This window comes from Kineosporia babensis (assembly GCF_021129305.1).
GTDB lineage: Bacteria > Actinomycetota > Actinomycetes > Actinomycetales > Kineosporiaceae > Kineosporia > Kineosporia babensis.
On sequence record NZ_JAJOMB010000040.1, the window covers coordinates 11,750 to 36,882 of the forward strand.

19 protein-coding genes and 2 pseudogenes are annotated in these 25,133 nt (G+C 62.7%); 10 read left to right on the top strand and 11 right to left on the bottom strand.

All coding sequences use genetic code 11. From position 1 onward, the window contains the following. Positions 1 to 163 precede the first annotated feature (163 nt). Positions 164 to 4,801, top strand: a complete 4,638-nt coding sequence (locus LR394_RS39740) for a DEAD/DEAH box helicase (RefSeq protein ID WP_231449899.1) — start codon at positions 164 to 166, stop codon at positions 4,799 to 4,801. Beyond that, positions 4,802 to 6,985 (top strand): GmrSD restriction endonuclease domain-containing protein, encoded by a 2,184-nt coding sequence (locus LR394_RS39745; RefSeq protein ID WP_231449900.1) that lies wholly within the window; start codon positions 4,802 to 4,804, stop codon positions 6,983 to 6,985. 467 nt (positions 6,986 to 7,452) lie between these two features. Here the strand turns inward: LR394_RS39745 and LR394_RS39750 are convergent, their stop codons facing one another. Together LR394_RS39750 and LR394_RS39755 are read right to left on the bottom strand one after the other, a co-directional pair. Beyond that, positions 7,453 to 8,550, bottom strand: coding sequence for a DNA cytosine methyltransferase (locus LR394_RS39750; RefSeq protein WP_231449901.1), 1,098 nt, complete (start codon positions 8,548 to 8,550; stop codon positions 7,453 to 7,455). Between the two features lie 293 nt (positions 8,551 to 8,843). Further along, on the bottom strand, positions 8,844 to 10,109 hold the full coding sequence (locus LR394_RS39755) for a NaeI family type II restriction endonuclease (protein ID WP_231449902.1): 1,266 nt from the start codon (positions 10,107 to 10,109) through the stop codon (positions 8,844 to 8,846). An 87-nt stretch (positions 10,110 to 10,196) separates the two neighbouring features. Between LR394_RS39755 and LR394_RS39760 the strand changes: the two are divergent. The 3 genes and pseudogenes from LR394_RS39760 to LR394_RS39770 all read left to right on the top strand — a co-directional run. Next, positions 10,197 to 11,203, top strand: a pseudogene (locus tag LR394_RS39760) (IS3 family transposase); the annotation flags it as partial. 132 nt (positions 11,204 to 11,335) lie between these two features. Continuing rightward, positions 11,336 to 12,574 carry an IS256 family transposase gene (locus LR394_RS39765; protein ID WP_231449903.1) on the top strand — a complete coding sequence of 413 codons (1,239 nt, stop codon included), beginning with the start codon at positions 11,336 to 11,338 and terminating at the stop codon, positions 12,572 to 12,574. Positions 12,575 to 12,629: 55 nt separating this feature from the next. Further along, positions 12,630 to 12,788: pseudogene (locus LR394_RS39770) on the top strand (IS3 family transposase); the annotation flags it as partial. 213 nt (positions 12,789 to 13,001) lie between these two features. Here the strand turns inward: LR394_RS39770 and LR394_RS39775 are convergent. The 3 genes from LR394_RS39775 to LR394_RS39785 all read right to left on the bottom strand — a co-directional run bounded on the left by LR394_RS39775 (position 13,002) and on the right by LR394_RS39785 (position 14,871). Next, the gene (locus tag LR394_RS39775) at positions 13,002 to 13,421 is read right to left on the bottom strand and encodes a very short patch repair endonuclease (protein ID WP_231449904.1); all 420 of its coding nucleotides are present in this window, start codon (positions 13,419 to 13,421) and stop codon (positions 13,002 to 13,004) included. A gap of 242 nt (positions 13,422 to 13,663) precedes the next feature. Continuing rightward, positions 13,664 to 13,954, bottom strand: a complete 291-nt coding sequence (locus tag LR394_RS39780) for a DUF397 domain-containing protein (RefSeq protein WP_231449905.1) — start codon at positions 13,952 to 13,954, stop codon at positions 13,664 to 13,666. Then, positions 13,951 to 14,871 carry a helix-turn-helix domain-containing protein gene (locus LR394_RS39785; RefSeq protein WP_407937211.1) on the bottom strand — a complete coding sequence of 307 codons (921 nt, stop codon included), beginning with the start codon at positions 14,869 to 14,871 and terminating at the stop codon, positions 13,951 to 13,953. Before LR394_RS39785 ends, LR394_RS39780 begins: the two co-directional genes overlap by 4 nt. A gap of 317 nt (positions 14,872 to 15,188) precedes the next feature. On the opposite strand from LR394_RS39785, the gene LR394_RS39790 reads away from it, so the two are divergent. Together LR394_RS39790 and LR394_RS39795 are read left to right on the top strand one after the other, a co-directional pair. Further along, complete coding sequence (locus LR394_RS39790) at positions 15,189 to 15,488, top strand: hypothetical protein (protein ID WP_231449907.1); 300 nt, start codon at positions 15,189 to 15,191, stop codon at positions 15,486 to 15,488. Next, complete coding sequence (locus LR394_RS39795) at positions 15,481 to 15,810, top strand: hypothetical protein (RefSeq protein ID WP_231449908.1); 330 nt, start codon at positions 15,481 to 15,483, stop codon at positions 15,808 to 15,810. Before LR394_RS39790 ends, LR394_RS39795 begins: the two co-directional genes overlap by 8 nt. Before the next feature lie 7 nt (positions 15,811 to 15,817). On the opposite strand, the gene LR394_RS39800 is transcribed toward LR394_RS39795, so the two are convergent. Further along, positions 15,818 to 16,831, bottom strand: coding sequence for a GlxA family transcriptional regulator (locus LR394_RS39800; RefSeq protein ID WP_231449909.1), 1,014 nt, complete (start codon positions 16,829 to 16,831; stop codon positions 15,818 to 15,820). 150 nt (positions 16,832 to 16,981) lie between these two features. Here LR394_RS39800 and LR394_RS39805 point away from each other — a divergent pair, with 150 nt between their 5' ends. Together LR394_RS39805 and LR394_RS39810 are read left to right on the top strand one after the other, a co-directional pair. Beyond that, a complete protein-coding gene (locus tag LR394_RS39805; RefSeq protein ID WP_231449910.1) occupies positions 16,982 to 17,620 on the top strand; it encodes a DJ-1/PfpI family protein in 639 nt (212 codons plus the stop codon). A 140-nt stretch (positions 17,621 to 17,760) separates the two neighbouring features. Continuing rightward, positions 17,761 to 18,300 (top strand): CueP family metal-binding protein, encoded by a 540-nt coding sequence (locus LR394_RS39810; RefSeq protein ID WP_231449911.1) that lies wholly within the window; start codon positions 17,761 to 17,763, stop codon positions 18,298 to 18,300. Between the two features lie 6 nt (positions 18,301 to 18,306). Here LR394_RS39810 and LR394_RS39815 read toward each other — a convergent pair whose 3' ends face one another. Continuing rightward, positions 18,307 to 18,918 carry a CPBP family intramembrane glutamic endopeptidase gene (locus LR394_RS39815; RefSeq protein ID WP_231449912.1) on the bottom strand — a complete coding sequence of 204 codons (612 nt, stop codon included), beginning with the start codon at positions 18,916 to 18,918 and terminating at the stop codon, positions 18,307 to 18,309. A gap of 160 nt (positions 18,919 to 19,078) precedes the next feature. Between LR394_RS39815 and LR394_RS39820 the strand changes: the two genes are divergently transcribed. After that, complete coding sequence (locus LR394_RS39820; protein WP_231449913.1) at positions 19,079 to 19,663, top strand: TetR/AcrR family transcriptional regulator; 585 nt, start codon at positions 19,079 to 19,081, stop codon at positions 19,661 to 19,663. A 347-nt stretch (positions 19,664 to 20,010) separates the two neighbouring features. Here the strand turns inward: LR394_RS39820 and LR394_RS39825 are convergent, their stop codons facing one another. From LR394_RS39825 to LR394_RS39840, 4 genes are all read right to left on the bottom strand, one after another. Continuing rightward, positions 20,011 to 20,310, bottom strand: coding sequence for an immunity protein TriTu family protein (locus LR394_RS39825; RefSeq protein WP_231449914.1), 300 nt, complete (start codon positions 20,308 to 20,310; stop codon positions 20,011 to 20,013). Positions 20,311 to 20,338: 28 nt separating this feature from the next. Further along, positions 20,339 to 20,740: a hypothetical protein gene (locus LR394_RS39830; RefSeq protein WP_231449915.1), complete on the bottom strand. Its 402-nt coding sequence runs from the start codon at positions 20,738 to 20,740 to the stop codon at positions 20,339 to 20,341. Positions 20,741 to 20,894: 154 nt separating this feature from the next. After that, complete coding sequence (locus tag LR394_RS39835) at positions 20,895 to 21,398, bottom strand: hypothetical protein (RefSeq protein WP_231449916.1); 504 nt, start codon at positions 21,396 to 21,398, stop codon at positions 20,895 to 20,897. Beyond that, positions 21,395 to 25,054, bottom strand: coding sequence for an RHS repeat-associated core domain-containing protein (locus LR394_RS39840; protein ID WP_231449917.1), 3,660 nt, complete (start codon positions 25,052 to 25,054; stop codon positions 21,395 to 21,397). Before LR394_RS39840 ends, LR394_RS39835 begins: the two co-directional genes overlap by 4 nt. Between the last annotated feature and the right edge of the window lie 79 nt (positions 25,055 to 25,133).

Consider the following 25,133-nt stretch of genomic DNA (forward strand, 5'->3'; position numbering starts at 1 on the left):
TCTGCGGGCAGCCGCCGTTACTCCGACCGGTGGTGAGCCTCGCCTGGACGGTGATGTCCGCCCCTCGGACGGCCGATACCCAAGAGCGCCGACATCGCTCGTCCAGCCGTGGTGACCTTCGTGAAGGGGATGGAGAGCGCTTCACGACGACGGAGGAACACGTATGCCCCTGGAAGGCTGGGACGGCCCGGACGGCCCGCTGGCACAGCACCTACGGGACGAGATCGAGCGGTCGCTGAAGGCCTACCGGGAGAAGCCGAAGTCCGTCACCGAGCACGCCAACATCGAGCTGGTGACGGCGCAGGGCGGCTACGGACGCAAGCAGCTCCTGGAGCTCATCCAGAACGGGGCCGACGCCCTGACCTCCGCCGGCCTTGAGGGCTCGGGACAAGGTCGGATCGAAGCTCGGCTGACCGAAGACTTCCTGTATGTCGCGAACGAAGGCACACCGCTGACACCGGCCGGCGTTGATGCGTTGACTCTCTCGAACATGTCGGACAAGGCCGACCAACAGATCGGACGCTTCGGACTCGGGTTCAAGTCGGTCGTGCAGTTGTCCGACTCGGTCGAGATCATCTCGCGCTCGCTCTCGATCCGGTTCGAGCGCGAGTCAGCTCGGCAGCAACTTGAGAGCGTGCTGGGCCCGATCGTCGGACCGTGGCCGATCCTACGGCTACCCGAGCCGTTCGACCCGAACGACATCGCAGAGCAGGACGAGCACCTGAATGAGCTGATGTCCTGGGCGACGACCGTGGTCAGACTGCGCCTGCGTGAGAGCAGCGACTGGCTCAGGAATGACTTCACGGAGTTCCCGGGCCAGTTCCTGCTCTTCAGCCCGCAGATCCAGGCCCTGGTGCTGCGTGACGTCCGCGACGGCGGCCAGGTCCGGCAGTTGGCCGTCATCTCCGATCAAGGCAGCGAGCGTGTGCTGTCCGTCGACGGAAAGTTGAGCTACTGGAGTGTGCGGATCGAGGAACACAAGCCATCCTCAGCTGCACGCTCGGACGCCGGAAAGATGGCCAAGCGGGACCACATCCGCATGGTCTGGGCGGTGCCCACGGAGGACCGCACCGGGATCGGACGGCTCTGGGCGTTCTTCCCCACGCATTCGTTCGCCACTCTGGGCGGAATCATCAACGCCCCATGGAAGCTCAGCCCGGATCGTCAGACCTTGATCGAGGGGACCTTCAACGAGGAACTACTGACAGACGTCCTGCCCAAGCTCGTAGCTTCGAGTGTGCCCGACCTAATCGACCACAAGGATCCGGCCAGCATCCTGGACGTCTATCCGGCGCGTGGACGGGAGAGCCGTTCATGGGCGGACGATGTCCTCAACGGACCAGTGGTCAGATCTTTGCAACGAACCGCCTGCATCCCGGATGCTTTGGGCGTACTTCGCCTCCCGCACGAGCTGAGAGTGCATCCAGAGGCTCTGAGAGACTCCTGGAAAGCGCTCTGGCTGGAGGGAGCTCCCCGCCCGGCGCAATGGGTCCACCATAGTATCGATGATCGCGGAGCAGCCGAGCGCAGAGCAAAGGTGGCACGGCTCGCTGCTTCGGACGAGACGGCCACGATCGCAGAATGGCTGCAGGCGTTGACCTCCGGGCCGGATCCTGTCGTTGGCTCAAAGAATTCACTCCGCCTGGCCAGGCGCATCATTCGCGAAGAGCCCAAACTTCTGGAGGCGTGCCGGTCGGCCGCCATCGTCCTGACCACCGACGGCAGTCTCGTCCCGCCGATCAAGGGCCGTGTGTTCCTCGGCGGAACGAGCGATTCCAGTTCCACCACATCGTTCGTCCACCCGGACCTCATCGAGGACCCGGACGTGGTCGAGCTCTTCGAGATGCTGGGCATCTCGCAGCTGGACCTGGCCGGCACTCTGCACTCGATCCTCGGTGGGATGGACCTGGACCGTCCAGATCCGAGCCAGTGGGAGAAGTTCTGGCGAGCTTCCGCCCAGATCGACAGCGATCTCGTCCAGAAAATCCTCGGCGAGCACATCGAGGACCCGTGGATGAACTGCCTCGTCAAGACGAAGACCGGTGACTGGAAATACGCCTCGCAGATCCTGCTACCGGGATCGGTCATCCCCGAAGGCAGCGCGAGCGACGGACATGGGTGCCTGGACAATCAGTTCCACCGAGGCAACCTACGGACCCTGCGCGGGATCGGCATGTCCGACCGCCCGGAGCTGCGGGCACCTGGTCTGGACGACGAGTGGTTCGACACGTGGCGGGAACACACGGTTAATGCCTACCGGCACGGGTTGCCCAAGGGAGTGAGCGTGCCCAAGCCCGAGAACGTGTCTGTCGACGAGCACCTGATTCCCTCGCACCTCGATCTGCTCAGCACCCTTTCCGAATCCGGGAGGGAAGCCATGACTACCATCGTCCTGGCGTTCCTACGTCCGGCGGTCTGGAAGGTCCGGGCCGCCGGACGACCGGAACAAGCAGTCGCGGACCCCGTGATCGCACTCGTCCTCGAACACGGCCGCATCCCCACGTCCCTCGGACCGCGACAGGCCAGGCAGGCATTCGCGCCTGTCCCTGGCCTGCCGGAAGACCTCTTCCCCGTGGCGCGCGCAGCCGACCTGCTCCTGGGCGAGCTGATGCAAGGGCTCGAAGACCTGACCCCCGAGGCGTGGTCAGAACTGCTGCTCAGCAGGGCTCAGCAAATGTCCACCGATCAGCGCGGTCGCCTGTACGCGCTGGCGGTGAAACACACTGATCCTCCAACCACTCTCTGGGCGGAGGACCTTGACGGCCAACGTGAGGTTCCTACGACCCAGGCCTGTGCCGTAGCGACCACGGAAGACTTCCACATCCTGCGCGAGCAGGGAATCGCCGTGGTGAGAGTGAGCAACGCTGCTGAGGCCGAAGAACTTCACACCGCATGGGGTCTCGAACCGGCCGCTCGTCACATCACCTCCGCGATTCACCACGTCCCGTCCCGGGATCCATTACCGCTGCTGGACCTGCTGCCGGCGCTGCGCGATCACACCAACGACCCCCTGGACCAGTACGAAGTAGTGCCCTGCGAGGAGATCGAGTTCCGCAGAGTCACACCGGGCGGACAGGAGACCCAGAGAAGGGATTTCCTCCTGCTCGAGGAGCAGATCTACACCGTCGACCTGGAACTCGGTCCGCTGCTGAACCGGATCAACACTGAGCTGGGACTCGGGGTCAGCGATGCCTACCAGCAGATCATCGTTCACGAGTCCAGCCGCTCGGCGAACCGCCATCGCACCAAGGGTGTCCGCGAAGCAAAGAGCGACGACGAGCGCCTCCTGCTTGCGGTCGGTGAGGACGAACTGCGTCGGGCCATACCCGCGGCTGCGATCACTTTGATCGAGCAAGACGAGGGACCCCTGCGTGGCGTGGAGCTGGCGGCTGCCGCACGGGCAGCGCTAGGCCTTGAGGTACTCACGACCCTCAAGACGGCCCTGGAACGACGAGGACTTGAACCGCCCAGCCGGTGGGCCGGTTCCGGGCAGGCCCGCGGGTATGTGACCGACCTCGGATTTGATGCGGAACTGGCGGGCTTCAGCGGCGGCAATCGCGATGCCATGGTCGATGTCGACGGCCCTGTGCCGCTGCCGGACCTGCACGAGTACCAGGTGCGCGTGGCCGACCGGATCCGACGCGTCCTTCGCGGTGAGGACAAGTACCACCGGGGCATGGTCTCGCTGCCTACCGGCGCAGGTAAGACCAGGGTGGCGGTGGAGGCTGTCGTTCGTGCAGTGGCCTTCGAGGGCCTCAGTGGCCCCGTTCTGTGGCTGGCTCAGAGCGACGAGCTCTGCGAGCAGGCCGTGCAGACCTGGTCCCTCATCTGGCGTTCCGTGGGACCACCCGAGCGGCTACGAGTCAGCAGGCTCTGGGCAGGCAACGACGCCGAACCCTACGAGGACGGCTGCCACGTGGTGGTTGCCACGGACGACAAGATGACGAGCATTTTCCGGCGCGATGAGTACCGCTGGCTCCGCGAGGCGAGCGTCGTCATCATCGATGAGGCTCACACGTCCATCTCGCAGTCCTACACCCCTCTTCTGGAATGGCTGGGTCGCGGACGTTCCCGCGCATCCGGTAAACCGTTGATCGGCCTTTCCGCGACACCGTTCCGCGGGGTGAGCTCGGAGGAGACCCAGCGTCTGGTCGGCCGGTACGACAGCAATCTGCTCACGGACGACGCCTTCGAAGGAGACCCTCACGAAGAGCTCCAGGAAATGGGCGTTCTGGCTAGGGTCCGCCACGAAGTTCTGCAAGGCGCCGAGATCGACCTGAGCGCCGACGAGCTGCGCGAGCTACGGGAACGCCGGCGCGTCGCCCCCTCACTACAGGACCGGCTCGGAAAGGACGACCGACGCAACCGCACCATCGTGGAGTCCATCCTCGAACTTCCTTCCGACTGGACTGTCCTGCTCTTCGCGCCCTCGGTGGACAGCGCTCGCGCTCTTGCCGCGGTCCTGAGCCATAAAGGCGTTCCAGCAATGGCCGTCTCGGGCGAGACAGACAGGGCAGCGCGCCGCCACTACGTAGACCAGTTCCGCAAGAAGGAGCTGCGTGTCCTGACCAACTACGGGGTCTTCGCACAAGGTTTCGATGCGCCGGCTGTGCGCGCCGTCTACGTGACCCGGCCTACCTTCACTCCCAATCTGTACCAACAGATGATCGGGCGTGGCCTGCGCGGCCCTCTGAACGGCGGTTCCGACGAGGTCCTGATCGTCAACGTCGACGACAACTTCCGCCAGTTCGGAGAACAATTGGCTTTCCATCACTTCGACTACCTCTGGCAATCCCGCTGAGTGATCCCAGAGGTGTTGACAAGGCTGCACGAACGGGAGGATGAACGCGCCATGGCCTACAAGACACCGATAACGATCAAGGAGACGCTGGAACGCATCGGGAGCAACGAGTACCTGCTCCCTGCGATCCAACGCGAACTGGTCTGGGCCCAAGAACCGGAGCGGATGACCCGCCTGTTCGACAGCATCCTGCGCGGCTACCCGATCGGCACGTTCCTGTTCTGGTCAGTACCGGCCGAGCAGTCCCAGCAGTTCACCTTCTACGAGTTCATGCGCGAATGGCACGAACTCAACCACCGGCACAACGACCGGGTTTCGCTTGATCAGCCGCGTGCACTGACGGCCATCCTCGACGGCCAACAGCGGCTGAGCACCCTCAACATCGGCCTGCACGGGAGCCTGGCCCACAAACTGCCGGGGCGGCGGGCGAACTCGCTGGAGGCCTATCCCGTCAAGTACCTGTACGTCGATCTGCTCTACGAACCGGGCGAAGACGACGACGTGCAGTACTCCTTCTCCTTCCTGACCCCGGCCCAGGCTGAAGCGGCCCCAGAGACGCTTCACTGGTACCGCGTCAGTGACGTTCTCCATCTGTCGGACAACGGGCCGGAAATCTTCGCTTACATCCAGCGGCACGACCTGACGAGTCAACGCGCCTTCCATGTGCTCAACCGGCTCTGGCGTTCCATCCACGAAGACCCGGCGATCAACTACTTCGAGGAACGCGAGCAGAGCCTGTCCCGTGTGCTGGACATCTTCGTGCGGGTCAACAGTGGCGGCGTACAGCTGACCAAGAGCGACCTGCTGCTGTCGATCGCCACCGCCCAGTTCACCGGCCGTGATGCCCGCGAGGAGATTCACGCCCTGGTGGACGAACTCAACGCCACTTGGCCAGGGTTTCGGTTCACCAAGGACCTCGTGCTCAAATCCGGCCTGGTGCTCACAGACATCGGCAACATCAATTTCGCCGTCGGGAACTTCACCGCCAACAACATGGCCGTCCTCGACCAGAAGTGGGACGACGTCGACCGGGCTCTGCGGGTAGCCGTAAAACTCATCGCATCGTTCGGGTTCTCCGAATCGACGCTTTCGGCGGACAGCGTTCTCGTCCCCATCGCCGACTACGTCTTCACCCGCAAGCTGGACGACACGTTCGTGCATTCGACGGACGAAAACGCACGCGCAGACCGAGCCGTCATCCGTCACTGGATGATCCGCGCGCTCCTCAAGCCCGGGATCTGGGGCAGTGCTCTGAACCAGGTCCTGCGCGCCCTGCATCAGATCATCCGGGACTCACACGGCCGCTTCCCTGTGGAGGCCATCGAGGCCGAACTCGCCCGACGCGGAAAGTCGCTGACCTTCGACACCGAGTTGATCGAAGATCTTCTGGACACCCCGCACAGAAGCAAGCGGACCTTCGCGCTGCTCACCCTGCTGTACGACTGGATCGACGTGCGCAGCGAGTTCCACGTCAACCATATCTTCCCTCGCAGCCTGGCCACCCGGGCCAAGCAGCGTGACCAGGGCATCCCCGAAGGCCAATGGGACAAGATCACCGACCAGGTCGAACGGCTGGCTAACCTTCAGCTGCTACCCGGCGCGGACAGCGCCAAGAAGCAGGCACAGCTGCCGCTGGAATGGGTACTCACCCGGTTCTCGGACCCACAGGCTCGCGACGCCTGGCTCGCCGGACATGACCTTTACGACCTGCCTCCCACGCTCGCCGACTTCCCGACCTTCTACGAGATCCGTCGCGCCACCATGCGCGAGCGCCTACGTCATCTCCTGGGCGTTCAAGCCTCCGAGATCCGTTCCACCGCCGAAGCAGCGCCGGCCCTACCCTTCAGCGATCCGGTCGCCCAAGCGGTCGCGCACGTCCCCCGCCCCCGGCGACCCGGAGATCCACAGACCGGCAGCCGTGCCTTCTACGGTCGAGCTGAAGTCCTGGGAGAAATGCTTGATTCAGGCCTCTTGGAAGTCGGGATGCGCCTGTACGGGGTCTATCGCGGAGACCGATACCACACAGAGATTGGCCCCGGTGGATTTCTCCGCTGGCAGGGCCGAACTTTCGACAGCCCCACGCAAGCAGCCATCAGGCTCACCGGTCAGCGGTCCGTCAATGGCTGGACCTTCTGGAAACTCCCGGACGGCACACCGATTGGCGAGCTGCGCTCGCGCGTCTGACCTGAGTCGTCTCACATGGCCTTCTAGAGGCGGACTCTGGCTGCTGACCTGCAGCGTTCTAGCCGATCCGGCAGAATGTGGTTACTAACCACGGCTGCCCAAGCGCGGCGACCCAATCATCCTTCGCGTCACCGACGCCGCTTGGAAAGACCGTGCCACAGTAGAAACGACCACTTCGACCACAAGCAGCACATCATCAATCACCTGTCTCACCCGTAAAGACGGAGCGCCTGCGGGTGGGCCGGTGGTCACTAATCAGCGAGACGACTCAGGTCTGATGACCGTACAACTTGCGGACCACCCAACATGATGGTTCGGCCCCAAACCGAACCACCAGCGCACGATCAGCGAAGTTGAACCTCTACTTTGCCGGAGAACATCGAGTCGTGCTCGAGAGGGTCATATTCGCGATCACCGGAGGCTCTCAGGTCACCCCGACTCGCCTTCAGCCCCCTGCTTCGGTCAAACTAATCGGAGCCGTCCACAATATTGATGAGTCGAGATTCGTCCCAGGCCGACTTCACAGCCAGATCCAGTTGCGTCAAGTTAATATCAATCCCCAGAGCAGCTGCCAGCACGTGGGCCGCCAATCGAGGTGGAATAGCATTGCCGATCTGCTGTGCCTTGTCCATGCCGGACCATGGGTAGAACGCCGGGAATGTCTGCAGGCGACCTGCTTCCTCCAAGGTGAACCGATCTTTGAAGACTGGGACGATGTCGTCCAGAAGATTTCGGCTCACTTTTCCAGTCACGGTGAAAGCCGGTTCAGCGTGAGATCGGCGTCCACGAGCCTTCGGATCGCCACCCGTTCCGTAATTGGAAACAACAGTAAAAGGCGAACGCCACGGATCCAGAGCTTCGCCCATCGTGGCCCATTCTTTCAACCGAGAATCTCCAGATGATCTGACCATTCCCTTATTGTAGTGACGGTGCGTAGGACTTGGGAGGAATACCTCCTCCTCACCTAGACGCGCAATCAAGATTGCACGTCGACGAGTCTGTGGAACGCCGAACTGCTCCGTCTTCAGAAGCCCTGTCGCGACCCCATATCCTTTTTTCTTCAGCACCTCGCCCACGCCCTGCCAAACAGGTAGCACCGCAGGTACCTGCTCGAGCACGATCGTCTTGTAGGCGGCACCGTTCTTCTGAGCTTCTAAGGCCCAATGCAAAGGCTGGAGAACGAGACCGGTGCGTTCGTCGTCAAGCTGATCGACGGTCTCAGTTATGTCTTCGTTATCGCCTAAGCGACGGACCAGATCGAGGACAGTGGTTAGAGCACGGCGTCCGGCGCCCGAGCCGGCGACGGTAAAAGTCTGGCAGGGAGGTCCACCAACGAGGATCGAAGCCTCAGGAAAATCTGACGGCTTGTTGTCGCGCACGTCGCCCTCAGGGGCTGTGATCAAACCTGCAGCAGCCCGCGTTGTGCGTGCATTCCTGTCCCACTCGACCCCGGAAGCCCTCAGGCCGAGCCAGGTCGCGGCGACGTCGAGACCACCAGGGCCGGCGAACAGGTCGACCATCTGGATCGAGCCCTGCTCGTCGGTCGGCGATAGATCGGATCCCATGAGGAAGGATGGTATCTGCCCCGGAAGGGCCCTCGAACGCATGTTCGCGTCTGTGTCCGTGCGGGGCGAGTCACTGGTCGGTTCACGCCCCTGTCAGCGTGCGACAACGGACAAGACCGCATCCTGCCCGTGCTCAGCTCAATCTTCAGAGTCCACATTCATCCTCCCATGTGTTCTGGCCCACATCACAACGTACCCTTCACGCTTCTGGCGCGGGTCGAGGCCAGCACCATTGTCGCCAAATTCCTCAGCCACACTGATCAGATCACGTTGAACATCACGCCGACGATCGTCTAATCCCGGTCGAGGTCCACCTGATCAACCGCCAAGACCATTTGGGCCATCGACTCGCTACCTGCCCAAGAAGCAAGCTCCTCATTCTCGACTTCCCCCGTACCACGGAACCGGATTTCTTCCGGTGTGACGTTCAAGAAGTCGAACCGCGCTTGTTTCCCTCGCGGGAGCTTGGGAATTGCCGTCTCGGGTTCATGTTCTTCTGCGATGGCCCAGAATTTTTTCCCCATGAGCGTCTTGCGCCGCCCGTCATTCTCCTCAACGGGGGCGAGGCGAACCGCCAACCACTCACCTTTAGCGCACTGCGGCAACCCGAGACGCAGAGCAATTATAGGATCGACTTCTTGATGTCCAAGAATGAGATAACCTCTGTCCCGAAGTTGGTCACGTGCATCGCGCGCCCGTTTTGGAGCATCATCCTGCTGCCCTACCGTGAGGACAACCGGCCGGCGAATAATTTCCCCTTGCATACAGACGAACAGTTCGTTCACCCGCCGCTGCCCAGAAGTTTCGTCAGAGAATATTCTGCTTCGCGTTATTTCGTCCATGTTTAGCAGAGTATTGACCGGTAGGTCGTTCTGAATTCCACCCCAGAACCAGTAGATATCTTTGTAAGCTCTCGGATCAATTTTTCGCTTGTTGTCCCTGTTGTAGGCACGCGCCGGCTCTTCGCCTTGCTTTTTCTTCTTCCACCTTAGGCGCTCGTCCGTAACGCTTATCAGCCCTACCGCCCACTCGGAGGAGTCGTCCGACATCCATACAAGGAGAGCTGGATAGTCTTGCTTACCCGAACGTTCTGCATGAGCCTCGCACTTGTACATCTCCATAGGAATTTCCCACCCTCCGAAATCTTTGGAGAATTTACAGTCCAGCTCTTTACCTTGAACTTTCCAGTCCAAATCGCTACCGTCAACAATTGCAAACTCTTTGGTGAGATTAACTTCTACGGTGGTTCCTAGATGCGATTTCTCCGTCTTGGTCAGATGCCCATAACTCCATCGGCCGGTCCGCTGCCCGTCAAGGAGCTCGTCCAAAGAGTCCCGAAGTACCCAACGAAAACGCTCCCGAACGGATTCTTGAGCCATGAACCAGGAGACGAAGCCTGCGAGCTCCTCGGACGGCAGCTGCCGATACTCCTCTGGTGGACGTGAATTACTAGACATTGCCTCGGAAGGCTTTACATGCTTCTTGAAACGATTTCGTTGGCGTCGAATTTGAGCAGCAGTGAGCAGCGCTCGCTGTCCAGTACGCGAGATGGCAGTCATGCATGAAATGATGCCAGCTGGGACTGCCCCCAGCTTGGTTGACTCCTGACTGTCAAGGACTACGGTCTTTGCTGAGAGGATGTCAACGTGCCCAAACCGTTCCCCGAGGAGTTCCGCCGCGACGTGATCGCGGTTACCCGTAAGGGCGATGACACGATCGAGCAGGTCGCCAAGGACTTCGGTGTCTCGGCGTCTACGCTGCACCGCTGGCTGAAGGCCGCCGATGCGCAGGACAGCCCTCAACCCGGGGCGAGCGGGTCTGGCGAGTCCGAGTCGATGAAGGAACTACGCAAGCGCAACCGGCTGCTGGAGCAGGAGAACGAGATCCTCAGAAAGGCGGCCGCCTACCTGGCCCAGGGCGTCCTCCCAAAATGATGTACCCGCTGGTCCGTGAACTGGCCGCTGACAAGAATAATCCGATTCCTGTCGCGGTGATCTGCCGGGTGCTGGGCTTCTCCAAACAGACGTACTACAAGTGGCTGAAGAACCCCATCTCTCAGCGAGACTGGGACCAAGCCCACCTGATCAACGCCGCCCTCGACGTCCACCACGACGACCCCGAGTTCGGCTACCGGTTCATCGCTGACGAACTCGCAGACGCCGGCTGGAAGGCCAGCCCGAACCGCGTCGCCAGACTCTGCTCCGCCCAAGAGATTTGGTCGGTGTTCTCGAAGAAACGCGGCCTGAACCGCAAGGCGGGCCCGCCCGTCCACGACGATCTCGTGCGACGGAACTTCACCGCCGATCGACCCGACCAGGTCTGGCTCACGGACATCACCGAACATGCCACGAGCGAAGGCAAGCTCTACTTGTGCGCCATCAAGGACGTCTTCTCCAACCGGATCGTGGGCTACTCCATCGACTCCCGCATGAAGGCGTCACTAGCCGTCAGAGCCCTCAAAAACGCTGTCTCCCTGAGAAACCCGTCCAAGACGATAGTCCACTCGGACAGGGGTAGTCAGTTCCGTTCCCGGAAGTTCGTCAAGGCCCTCAAGGACGCGGACCTGCGCGGATCGATGGGCAGAGTCGGTGCCTGCGGCGATAACGCGGCCATGGAATCTTTCTTCGCCCTGCTGCAGAAGAACGTCCTGGAAGTGGAGTCCACGAGAGTGGTGTAACGATCACGAGGGTCACCTGATCCGGGGACCGTGGCGTACCCGGACGTAGGGCGGCCATCGCGTGAATCTTCGAGAGACCTACCAAATCTGCTCGTAGGAGACCACGCGATGGCCAAGAACCAGAGTACCCAGATCGACCCTGCCCAGTTCCTCAATGACCAGCTCGAGTCTGCCTCGCCGGATCTGCTACGGCAGATGCTGAGCGCGTTCATCACGACACTGATGGGTGCCGAGGTCGATGCCCTGTGCGGCGCCGGCTACGGCATTCCCTCCTCGGAGCGGGTGAATTCCCGCAACGGATACCGTCACCGGGACTTCGACACCCGCGTCGGAACGCTCGACGTCGCGATCCCGAAAGTCCGTACTGGAACATACTTCCCGGACTGGCTCCTGGAGCGTCGCAAGCGGGCCGAAGCGGCCCTGACCTCGGTCGTGGCCACCTGCTACCTGCTCGGCGTGAGCACGCGGCGGATGGAGAAACTGGTGGAGTCCCTCGGGATCACCCGCCTGTCGAAGTCCCAGGTCTCGGCGATGGCCGCCGACCTCGACGGTCAGGTCGAGGCGTTCCGGACCCGGCCTCTGAACGCCGGCCCGTACACGTTCGTGGCCGCCGACGCGCTCGTGCTGAAGGTCCGCGAGGACGGACGCGTGGCGAACGTCCACGCCCTGGTCGCGGTCGGGGTCAACCGGGACGGCCACCGCGAAATCCTCGGCCTACGAGTAACATCCACCGAGGACGGCGCGGGCTGGCTGGCATTCTTCCGGGACCTGAGCGCCCGGGGCCTTTCCGGGGTCAAGCTCGTCACCAGCGACGCCCACCACGGCCTGGTTGCCGCGATCGGCGCGACCCTGCCCGGAACGTCGTGGCAGCGTTGCCGCACCCACTACGCGGCGAACCTCATGTCGGCGACCCCGAAAAGCAGCTGGCCGTGGGTGAAAACGCTGCTTCACTCGGTCTTCGACCAACCCGACGCCACCTCGGTCCATGCCCAGTTCGACCGGGTCATCGAAGCCCTGGACGAGAAACTCCCCACCGTCGCCGAGCACCTCGAGAACGCCCGCAACGAGATCCTGTCCTTCACCGCGTTCCCGAAGTCTCTCTGGCGGCAAATCTGGTCGAACAACCCGCAGGAACGCCTCAACCGGGAGATCCGGCGCCGCACCGACGTCGTCGGGATCTTCCCCAACCGCGCCGCCCTGATCCGCCTGGTCGGCGCCGTCCTGGCCGAACAACACGACGAATGGATCGAAGGACGCCGCTACCTCGGCACCGAAATCCTCGCCCAGGCCCGCACCGCCAACACCACGAAGGAGGACACCCCCGACATCCAGGCAATCACCGCCTGACCAGCCAAGAAGAATCACGCGACACGACCGTTACACCACCTCCATGGGCTTGACCGTCCTGGACCGCCGGATCTGGAAGACTCGCCAGGAGCTACGCCTGGCCATGATCACCTGGATCGAACGGACCTACCACCGCCGACGACGGCAGGCCGCCCTCGGCCGGCTGACCCCGATCGAGTACGAGACCGTTCTCGGCCATACACTGGCTGCCTGATCACCCAACCCGTGAGTCAACCGGCTTGGGGGCAGTCCCGCTCGCTCAAGCTCTGGCGGGGCCCGCATCACTATTGCGACTTCGAGATGCAGCAGGACGCTCTTGCCGTCTGATGCCTTCTTCCGGTCCAGCGTTCCGAGGACCATCCGCATGCTGCGATGAGCGCCGAACCAGCTCGGGACCAGAATGAGGCTGTTCTCGTCCTGCTGTAGTTCAGCGTCGCTGAGCCACGATCTCGAACACGATGTCCGCCGTGGCAACGAATGACTCGTGCTCCCACATCCTGTGGACGAACCAGCCGTTCGCCATCAGATGGTTGGTGGTTTCCGTGTCCCGTGCCTGGTTTCTCATTATCTTCGAACGCCACCACTCAGAGTTCGCGGTCGGCCAGGTGGCGTGCTCCGGGCATCCATGCCAGAAGCATCCATCCACGAAAACCGCCACAGACACCGCAGTAAAGGCAATGTCAATCGTGCGTCGAGGCATACCTGGGACCTTCATCCCGACTCGATAGCGAAGGCCCTTCGCGTGCAGAAGCCGCCGAAGCTCCAGTTCCGGGGTGGTGTCTTGGCGCGCCTGGCGTCGCATCCTCGAGGTGACGCCCAGCGAGCTGGGGATCGGCGGCGAAGGCATCCAGACATCCTAGATTGTCCGGGTGAGATCCGTGACCGCTACGGGCCAGAGCGACACGAACCCCATCTAGCTCCGGCTCTACGCGTTCCCCCGTGATCGACCGGTGTGCCCTGGCACAGGTCCGTCAGGTATGCGATCTCTTCGAACTAGCCTGTCGAAATCAGCTGTTCTCTCTGCCAGCTCGATCTTTCTCTGGCCGCAGTGCATCTACAGCCTTCAGAGTGCGGCAACGGCCTGCAGTCCTAAGTGGGACCATTTGCATCTACCTCTGTCTCGCCCGCCCCGTCCCTGTGCACGGTCGGGGAAAGAGGCGTCGAAACCGCCAACCCAACGGGCCTGTCGAACTCGTTGTTCCGGACACCGGCCAGGAAGGCATCCCAGTTTCGACCGCTCGTGATCACCACAGATTCAGGGATGTCGCTCTCCCTCAGCGCCACGTCACCATCCGCCAAGAACGCCACTTCGACGCACGCCCCTTGCCCATTGCTCTTGCTGCTCTTGCGCCAGGCAACGCCTTTAATGCGGTTTTTCATGTTTCGAGCTCCCTTCTTACTGTCTCGATGAGATCGACCGATGCTGTCCCATCCAGGGCTTTCTCCCAGATGTCCTGCCAGGCCTCGTCATAGCGTTCCACCTCGGCGGGGCGGTCCAGGTAGAGCGCGCCGGTGAACGACTCCACGTAGATGGTCGGCGGCTCGCTCTCCCGCCCGCTCGCGTTCACCGGAAACCGCATTGCGATGAACGGTCCGGAGTGGACTCCACTGTGCAGCTCTGCCGCGAACGGCATCACCCGCACCTGCACGTGGTCGTGTTCGCTCATCCGCGAGAGGTGCTCCAGCTGCTGGACCATCACCGCCGCGCCACCGTAAGGGGAACGCAGCGCGGTCTCTCCGACTACGGCTCGGAAGTCCGGACGCGCGGTCGGACGGGTGAGAAGACTTCCTCGACCGGTGCGGATGCTGACCAGCCGTTCGATCTCGTCAGCCTCGACACCGGGGTTGGCGTTCTCGATGAGCGCACGCGCATAGGCCTCGGTCTGCAGAAGGCCCGGGACGAGATGCGTTTCGTACCAGCAGAAGCTACTCGCGACTTCTTCCAGACCGATGTACAGGTCGAGGAACTCCGGAATGATGTCACCGTAGCTGTGCCACCATCCGCTCGAACGAGTTTCCCTGGCCAGCGCTTTCAGCGCGCCCATGATCTCCAGGTCAGCCCCATACACCCGGCACATCAGCTCGGCATCGTGGCTGCGCATCGACGACTGCCCCGTCTCGATCCGCCAGATCTTCCCCTCGGACCACTCCAGCTCCTGCGCAGCCGCCCGCACCGTCATCCGCGCCCGCCCCCGCAGATCGCGCATGTACCTGCCCAGCTGACGCCGCGGAACCGTGGACCCCGTGATCTCAGTCGTCTGCACCTCATCCCCCTCGGTACTGAACGGATCGTACACCCGAAATAGAAGACTCTGCCCGCCCGAACTGAACGACTTCGTGCGCCGTGAAAGAGCTTGTCCGCCGCGGATAATTAGAATCTTGCACATTCTTCGGAGGATGACTAATCATGGTCCTGGCGGTGGGCGCGAACAGTCACACCGCTGGGTGCATGCTCGGATCGTCCTCCAGGGACGGGGGTTTCGGGACATCGCGTGCACCCTCCAGACGCCGGGCCCTCCGTCACGAGAAATCCCTCCGCTCCGGCGGAGGGCCCGGCTCCACACTTTTTCGGGGGTAGAGAGAAATGGTCCTACGGGCGGCGAATCTTGCCGGGGTGGCGGATAAGCGCACCATCGACGAGGCGAACTTTCATCTGGCGTTGCAATCCATCCGCGAACGCTTCCCCACCGGTATCCGAGCGACGTTCGAGTCCAGCGACCAGGGGTTTTACGGGTTTTGGCTGCGTGAGGTGCAGGACGCCGAGGGGCGCAACGTGTTCAACGCGGCCGAACCTCACGACTGGCAGGAGTACCTCGACGACCTGGACTGGGACGGGGTGATGCAGGAGGACGAGCACGGGCGGGCCGAGATCCTGCTCAGCGCGATCCGTGGGGAGGGTGACATCGATGCGTGAAAAGCGGCATCCGGCTGGGCATCACTGGGAGCGGACCTCGATCGTGGACGAGGAGGCCATCGATCACGAGCGTCAGATCGGATTGGTGCGTGGAGTGGGTAACGACATCGTGCGGGTGCGGGTGGCCCAGCGCGAAGACTTCGACCTGCTCGTGGAGCCGGTGACCAGGCGGGCCAGCGCTCCGCGGATCACGCTGGGCGAGACGTTCGAGCTGACGCCGGCCCAGGCCCGTGAGCTGGCCGCCGTGCTGGTCCAGGCCGCTCAGCACGCCGAGGATCCGACGGCGGCACCGTGGCGGCCGAGGCTGGTGTCTGAAGGGTAGCGGTCTACTACTCGGCGGGCAGGAGGCGCGGGGTGGTGTCCGGGGCGAAGCGTTTCCGGTACTCCGAGGGCGCTACGCCCACATGTTTCTGGAAGAGAAGGCGAAGGTTGGCGTCGGTGCCCAGGCCTGCCTTGCGGGCGACAAGGTTCATGCTCAGATCGCTCTGCTCGATCAGCCGGCAGGCCAGGGCAACCCGCTGCGCTGTCACCCAGGCCATGGGGGTGCTGCCGATCTCGTCGCGGAATCTGCGGTGGAGGGCTCGCGGGCTCATCTGGCCTTGTCTGGCCATCGCCTCAACGGTGAGTTTGAGCGGCAGGCGTTCGTTGGCCCACTGGAGAACGGGAGCGAGCGGGCTTTCCGTCGGCTCTGGCATCACGTGCTGGACCACCTGCTGCTGCGCACCGTCCCGGAAGGACGCGAACACCAGGCGTCGGCCAACGTGGCTGGCGATCTCCGCCCCGTGGTCGGTCCGGACGATGTGCAGGGCCAGGTCGAAGGATGCCGCTCCACCGGCTGAGGTCAGTACGTCGCCCTCGTCCACGAAGAGAACATCGGGCGCCACGTGCACTGCCGGATACTGATTTCGCAGCTCGTCGACCAGTTGCCAGTGGACCGCGACCTTTCGTCCTTCCAGCACGCCTGCCTCGGCCAGTACGAAAGCACCGCTGCACAGCCCCACCAGACGTGCGCCGCGAGCGTGGGCGCGCCGAATTGCCTGGAGAATGGCCGGGTTCGAGGCGGTTCCTGTTTCAGGCCGGTTCGGGACGATGATGGTGTCGGCGCTGTCGATGTCGACCAGGCGGCCTGGGGCCCGAATCTGGAAGAGGCCGTCGCGCATGGTCACCGAATCGTCCGCCGCGACCACGGTGAGCCGGTACAGGTCCCGTTCCAGTTCCGGGTACGGGCGAGGCCCGAAGATCTCGCAGGCACAGCCGACTTCGAACGGGTTCGAGTTCTTGTCCAGGAGCAGCGCCACCCGGCGTACGTCTCCAGGGAAGGGATTCCGGGCCTTGGGCGTCACCGGATACTTGTATCAAACGCGGTTGACCGGGCTGCGGGATCCTTGCGTTGTCTGGCACTTCTGCTGCTTCCACCGGTGCGTATCAGCCTTCAGGATCGTGGGCACGGCGTTCCTGCCGTTCTCATCTGCACCACTTCTGGAGCCTCCGCCATGAACATTGCTGTCGCCCTCTTCCCCCGGGTCACCGCGCTCGACGCGATCGGTCCGTACGAGACCCTGCAGCGGCTTCCCGAGACCACCGTCACCTTCGTGGGCCATCAGCGGGGAGAGGTCAGGACCGACAACGGCGAGCTCGGGCTGATCGTGGACAAGACGTTCGACGAGGTCACTGCTCCCGACGTTGTGATCATTCCTGGCGGGATCGGTATCGTCGATCTTCTGGAGGACGAAGCGGCCCTCAACTGGGTCCGAACCACCCACTCCACGAGCCGTTTCACCACTTCGGTATGCAGCGGTTCCCTCCTCCTGGCAGCCGCCGGTCTGCTGCCTGGGATGCTCGCCACCACCCACTACACGCTCGTGGACCGACTGGCCGCTCTCGGCGCGATCCCCACCGAGGAGCGGGTCGTCATACATCTCAAGCAGCGCATCATCACGTCGGCCGGGGTGTCGTCCGGGATCGATATGGCCCTTCACCTGGCCGAGTTGCTCACCGACTCGGTGACCGCCCAGGCCATGCAGCTGATGGTGGAGTACGACCCGCAGCCGCCCTTCGACGCCGGCAGCACGCGCAAGGCGAGCGCTGCCGTGCAGGATCGCGCCGCTGAACTGTTCAAGATCAAAGACTGATTGAGGACGTCCGTCCGCCTCCCGCAGGACCGTCGCCGGTGCTGTAGTCACCGAGGGCTTCCCTAACGTCGGGCTTGCTTCGAATCGGCCACTGCGGGAGTGAGAAGGTCATGCGACAGGTACCCAGGTCCGGTGTCCGGATGGTCCTTGGTGTGTTGCTGCTGGCGGGCTGTGCTCAGGCTGGGAGCCCTTCGGCCGAGGGGCAGTTGCTGGCCGAGCACGGCCTGTCCGGGCTGGATGCTCGCGCGGTGATCGAGCGCCTGGAGTCGCAAACTCTCAACGAACGTCCCGGTGACCTGCGAGCGTCGGTGGGCACCGACGTCCTCAAGCTCTCTGACCAGGACGGCAACGAAACGTCCCTGCCGATGCCGGAGACCGAGTTCTACCTCTCGTTGGCGCCCTACGCCGAGGAGACGCACGAGTGCTTCAACCACAGCCTCACCACCTGCAAGGGCGAGCTGCGCAACGAGGACATCACCGTTCGCGTCGTCGCGGACGGCGAAAGCCGGCCTCTGGTCGATCAGAACGCGCGAACTGGGGACAACGGGTTCGCCGGCATCTGGTTGCCCCGGGATCTCGCGGGCACCATCGAGGTGGAGCACGACGGGCTCAGCGCCAGCGGGAAAGTGTCTACCGGCAGCCAGGATCCGACCTGCGTGACCACGCTCAAGCTGGCCTGAGCCGCACTACCCCAGCAGCACCACGAACATGATGCTCGTAATGCCGTTGTAGACCGCGTGCACCAGGAAGCTGGGCCAGATCGAGGCGGTCTTGCGGAACAGGATCGCGCTGATCACGCCGACCACGAAGGCCACCGGCAGGATGATGTTGATTCCGTGGGCCAGCGCGAAGAGCCCGGAACTGACCAGCACACTGATCGCGGCGCCGTAGCGGTTCAGGGCGTTGGCGATCACGCCGCGGAACATGAGTTCCTCTCCGAACGGGGTCAGCACCGCACCGGCCAGCAGAGTGACGATCAGAGCGAGCGCACCGCCGTTGGCTGCGGCCTGGTAGCCGGCCTGCGGCGTGTCGTTACCGAAGATCGCGTCGTAGGCCACCGCAACCACCACGTTCAGCAGGTACGCCAGCACGCCCGCGCCGACACCGATGGCCAGCCACTTCCGGCTCACCCGGCGGAAACCGAAGGCCGCCAGGTTACGGATCCGGATTACGAACGCGGCCGCGAACCCGGCCAGGCCGACCGCGCCGGAGACCACGAAGGCCGCGATACCGGCATAGACCTGCTGGTCAGCGGGAATCGAGACGAGCCAGAGGCCACCGGCGACCATGGCCACCATGAAGCCTACGAAGCAGGCCGCAATCTCCGTCCAGCCAGGACGCAGGGAAGTAGACGGGCGAACCGGGGTGTCGAGCATGGGGACCAGCGCCTTCCGAAGGAGCATTAGTACGGCGTACCGGCACACCGTACCAGTACGGCGTACTGGTAGGTTCTCCTCCATGGATCGACGCGAGCTGATCATCGACGCGGCCCTGCAAGTCGCCACCACAGAAGGATTCGGCGCGCTCAGCGTGCGCTCGGTCGCGGCGGCCGCCGGAATCGGCCCGACCACCCTGCGCCACTACTTCCCCACTCAGGCACTGCTGTACGAGGCCCTCAGCTCAAGGTTCGTGATGCGCGCCCTGAGCGACCTCGACATCGCCGACCAGACGCGTCCTCCAGTTGAACGCCTTCACGAATGCCTGATCCAGTTCCTCCCCGGCACGCAGGACGTACGCCTGGAACTGTTCGGCTGGTTCGAGGTGCACCGCCACGCGGTCGGGCCGGACGCCAACGAAGGCGCCCGCGTGCTACTTCAAGCCGCGCGCCGCCAGTCCGGCGAAACAGTGCGCCGCTGGCTCGATCTCCTGGTCGAAGAGGGCCACACCCTCACTCGCGACCCCGACGTGATCATCCAGGACTTCCTGGCTCTGCTCGCAGGCCTGCACATGACCATGCTGATCGAGATCGAGCAGAACCGGCTACCGGCCGCGATCGAGACCTTGCGCTGGTTCAGTCGCCAGACGATCAAATCCTCCACCTGAGGCAGATCACGTGGTTACGGGAACCCGGGCGGTCGTTTTATCGCGCCGCCCACAACAACCTGGCCCACCCCTCGGGACCAGCCTCATCGCTGCTTAGTCTTCTCAAGACCGTCCGAGAGAAGCTCAGTAATGAACTCAGTGTGAGAACTTCTGTCCTACCGAAGTTGCGTGCCACCCGTCACGGCGCTGCGCTATCCCCTCCAGAGCATCACCTTGTGCCTACGGTCAATCACTCCTGCGACTACGCTGCGCCACGAACCGCTGCTCGGGATGGCTCACACTCTCGAACCTCCGAAATAAGACACAAACCGGCCAGCAAGCCAACTGTGCCGCCATGACCTATCCAGTTACAAAAATTCCAGGACAAGACCGTCGAGCAGCGTCAGAACCTCATCCGCGCTGGAAGCTCTCGAGTGGCGTTCCAGAAGCATTTCACCTGCCTCATAACTGCCGACCTGTACAAAAACTTCCCCGGATTCCCAGACAATAAGTCTGGCTGAGCGGATAGGGCTGTCTATGGCGACCCACGATGACCGCCTTACCTCGGCTTGCTTGTCGTACTCCAGCTCAGCTTCAAGCCCTCGTGTAGCTAGATCATTGGTCTTTTGTTCAAGCCACGATGCGAGCATCGCACCAAATTCTGTCATGATTTTCTCGACATTGACTCAATACCTATCAGGGAGACGGTACTAGGCTCAGGTCGCGGGATGCCCAGAAAAAAATATGCACGGTCCGCATGCCAAGTCTATGGCCGCAGTTGGGGCAAGAATCTCCCCCCTCTTGACCCGCGATCCATTCCAAGGATTCTGTTCTGAAAATGGAGTTGCCATCCTGCCATTTGAGGAGATCGAATTTGACAAGGCAATTCTGGCATAGCATAGACGCTCTTTCCACAGGAATGGCACCCATAAAGTCTTCGTCGCTTGCAATTCCTGCCGCTACTCTGGCATCCAGCTCGATGAGATCCTTTCCGTCTGGCCAGAACAGGTGGATAAGTATGCCTAGAGATCCCGGCCGAGGAAACGCCACCATATGGCGGGTCCGGGAGATGTCCATATTATGGATCAGTTCCAGCATATCGGGGTCGGTAAACCGTACCCCGTCCTCCACGGTAGCGCCGGGAGGAAGATAGATTATCGAGACTCCGCCCAGAGCGATCCTCTCGTTAGCCATACCGCTCATTAGATCCCGTGACGCTCATCAGCGAGTTCTCTCAGCCCTCATAACCGCGTCACACCGATCCCCGGACAGTCCCGCCGTCTTCAGGAGGCGTCCACGAAAAGACGTACACAGCCTTCGCATGGATGTCATTGCCGCAGTGCGGGCATTCCTTTAGGTAATTCTGCCGCTTATCTCTTTCTATGAAGTCACTTTTAAGTAGTGGGTTCGTCAACTGCCACTTCAGAAGGTCAATATGAGTTCCGCATCGCCTGCACTTGATATCCATCCTCTCGACCGGTATGGCGCCAAAGAAGTCGCGGTCAGTCACCTGCCCAGCGGCAACCTTCAAGTCCAGCTGTTCAAGATCGGTATCGTCAGTCCAAAACAGATGGGCCACAATTGACGGCATAGGACGATGCCAGTGTTCAATGACTTGACGCGTTCTGGCGGGATCCATGTCGTCGATGAGCCTCAAACGTTCGCGACCATATATATTTGCACTGTCCGCTGGCTCGGCCCCAGGTGGAAGATACGTGACCGATGTTCCGTCGATCTTGATCTCATAGCCGTTCATTGCGCCTCCGGATTTTGCTTCCTGTAATCGTGAATTACAGCCTCGAGCTCATCAGGACTCAATCTTTCAGCCTTGAACATGTGTGGGATCAGTACCTCGGCCTCCGTGGATGTGGTGAGCGTTTGGGGTATTCTGACCGCGGCATCATCGGTAACACGGAAGACCGGCCCGGTGCCCTTGGCAAAATTTCCAGCAGCTAGAGTTGGATCTGTCGTTGTCGATATCAAAGACCGCCCTCCGATTATCGAATGCATGTCGTCGCCAATCAGAGAGTGCTGTTGTACGTAGTTGTCCAGCGTTCCGAATTCTTTGAGAGCCCGTGCATGCGTCGCCTCCGAAGCGGCCAAGGCGGCTGATAGATCGCCGTTAAGGAGCGGTTCGTGCCCGGAATCGCTCAAGATCATGCCTGTTTGGTCGTGGATTAGGTGCTCGATCCATCTGGTCGTTCCTCGATACAGAGGGATCCGGCAGTCCATCAGGCCGAGGGGGTCGATCGACTGCAGCGGTGACGTGACGTAGTGGGTGTTGTTAGGTCCGGGGCGTAGACCGAGGGGGTCGGGGCTGATGTAGGCGCCGAGGTGAGGGTCGTAGTAGCGGTGGACGTTGTAGTTGAGGCCGGTTTCCGGATCGTGGATCTGGCCGGGGAAAGCGAGCGGGCAGTCGACGTCACCCGTAGTCGTTTGGCCGCTGCCCCATAGCGAGGTCTGGCGTTGCCAAGCGATGCGGCCGTCGGTCGAGATCAGTTCGGTGGGTGTTCCGACGAGGTCGGAGATGATCGAGTAGAACTCGGCGTCGATCCAGGACTGGTCGTCGCGGTCTGTGGTTTTGGTGGAGGCGCGCTGGGTCAGGGCTCGGGGTGTGGTGGGGTCCCAGTCCCAGACCGTGGTGGTGGTTGTTTCGTCCGCGTGGTTGACGTGGGTCTGCTCGGCGAGGTCGTAGCCGTCCCAGGCGTAGGTGTACTCCTCGACGGTGTCACCGTCGCGCAGGCGCTTCTTACCGACGCGGCGGTGCAAGGCGTCGTAGCGGTATTCCCAGGTGTCGCCCTCGGGGGTGGTCACCTTGCGGAGATGATCGAGGGCGTCCCATTCGTAGGTCCACGTGTGGCGGCCGCCCGAGAGCAGGTTCTGGTGTCGGCGGATCAGGCGACCTTGACCGTCGTAGTTATAGCGCCAGGGGCCGGCCCGGCGGACTCGGTCGCCCTGGTGCTCCCATGGGCCGTTGGCGGGGCCGGCGTTGGCCAGGCTGCACGCTGGGTCGTAGGCGTACTGCTCGAGGAGATTGCCGCCGTTGCGGACAGCTAGGACCTGGTCGAGCGGGTCGAGGTCGTAGTCGAGGCGGCCACGGATCAGGTCGGAGATCTGGGTGAGGCCGCCGCCGGGGCGGTAGTGATAGCGGCGTTCTTGGAGGAGGCGGCCTCCGCTGCTGGCATTGGAGCTGTCTGTGCTCTCGGGAAGGAGAGCGGCCAGGATCGCGGAGCCAGCGGTGAGAAGTCGCTGGGACTGGAGGTGGCCTTGGGTGCTCCAGGTTTGGAAAAGGTTTGCGCCAGGTATGTTTCGAGCAATCTCATGACGGGTGGCGTCGTATTGGAAGGTGGTGTGGTGTCCGGAGCTGTTGAGCTGGGTGGCCAGGCCGTGTGGTCCGTAGCTCCAGGTGCTGAGGGCGCCGGTAGGGGTACTGCGTTCGACCTTGTGGCCGGTGGCGTCGTAGCGGGAGGCCAGGATTCGTCCGTCGTGGATCTCCGCGATGATCTGTCCACGGGCGTCACGGGTTAGTTCCAGGTCGGTGTCAGGCGATGTGGCCCGGGTGAGTCTGCCGAAGACGTCGTAGGTGAAAACTGTAGTACCGCGCTCGGTCTGCTGGCTGACCGTGCGGCCCAGTGCATCGCGCTGGAAATTGATGGTTTCGCCTACGGCGTTGGTGCGCTGGGTCAGCTGTCCGGCAGCGTCGTAGGCATAGGTCAGGTTGCGGTTGTCGTAGTCGCTTTCGCGGATCAGGCGGCCGGCCGCGTCGTACTCGTACTGCCAGACCAGGCCTCGGGCGTCGGTGACCGAACTCAACCGGAGTTCGGTGTCGTAGGCCAGTCGCACGCTCGCTCCGGCGGCGTTCGTCATCACGACGGGCAGGTCGAACCCTGTGTACTCGGTTCGGGTCACTCGTCCGGCTGTGTCCGTGTGCTCGAGGAGGTTGCCCTCGGCGTCGTACTGCCAGGACTGCAGCGAGCCGTCGGGGCCTTCGACCTGGCTGAGTTTGTTCTCCGGTGTCCACGTGTAGGAGGTCCGGAGGCCGAGCGGATCGAAGGACGCTGTCACCTGCCCCAGGGCGTTTCGTTCAATTCTGGTGGTCTCGCCTGAGTGATCGGTGACCGAGGTAGGCAGCCCACGAGCGTCTACAGTTGATCTGGTGGTCGCTCCCGATGGCTCGGTGATGCTGATTAGCGCACCGTTCTCGCTGTATCCGAAGCGGGTGACGGCTCCCGACTGATCAGTGGTGGCAGCGAGATTTCCCTGCTCGTCATAGACCAACCGCTGAATGCCGCCGTCCGGGGCGACGGCCTGCTCCAGGCGGCCACGCTCGGTGTACTGCCATCGGGCGGAAAGTCCGTCTGGACGGACTACTTCGACGAGGAGATCGTCTTCGTACCGGAATGTGGTGCTGCGCCCGAGGGCATCGGTCTGGAGCAGTTTGCGATCGTGCTCGTCCCACTCGGTGCGGACAGTGTTCCCGAGCGGATCCGTCACTGCCGTGACCTGGTGAAGCTGGTTGTACTCGTAGCGCGTGACGTTGCCCAGGGAGTCTTCGGCCAGGGTGAAGTTCTCGGCCGGGTGGTAGTCCATTCGGCCGGAGAGCATTCCGTCTCTACCGCGCATCGCCACGACCTGCTGGGAATCAGACGCGTAGGTGTACTCGTACCAAGCACCGTTACGGTCGGTCCATCGGGTCAGTCGGCCCTGATCGTCGTAGCTGAAGCGCAAAGGCTCACCGCTGGAGTTCACGACGGCCGTCAGTTGGCCGATGTTGTCGTACTCGTAGGCCAACAACGGTGATTCGCCGCTGATACCAAGTCCGGTGACCCGTCCTCCATGGGTCTGGATCTCCAGCACGACATCGCCCGGCATCAAGATTCCGGTGAGCGCCCCGTCCGGTGCATAGCTGTACGAGATGCGGTTGCCGTGCAAGTCCGTGATGGCGGCCAAGGGCAACAGCACGTTGACCCCGGCGCCGGCCGCTGAGGCGAAGGTCCGAATACGCCCGGTCGCGGGATCCAAGAGCCGGTACTCGCCCTCGTCGTTGCGTGACAACGGCCACCTGCGCGAGCCGCTGGTCGGCAGGACCGAGTCACCCGGCTCTACCGGCGGATACCGTAGGAGAACCCCTTCACCGATCGAGGCGTAGACGCCTTCTGCGTCGATCTCCAGGCGGTCGTCCAGCGGGCTCGACCAGCCCGGCCCGAACCAGCGCCCCGCGGTGAAGCCCGAGAGATACGTCCGGTCGAGGACCAGATCCAGCACGCCAGGAAGACACAGGTCGAGCATCGGCAGGATCATCTGCCCGGTGACCACGTCGATCGGGTCGGCATGGGTGGTCCGCTCTCGGGCCGAGCGCGAAACGTCGCCGGTCTCGAGGGAACTCCGGGTTTCCAGACGATGCTCCACCACCGTCAAAGGCGACCTGGCACGAGCACCTCCGGACCCAGACGCTGAGCCGCCTGTGTTCCCCGTCCCGGACGCGTTGCGT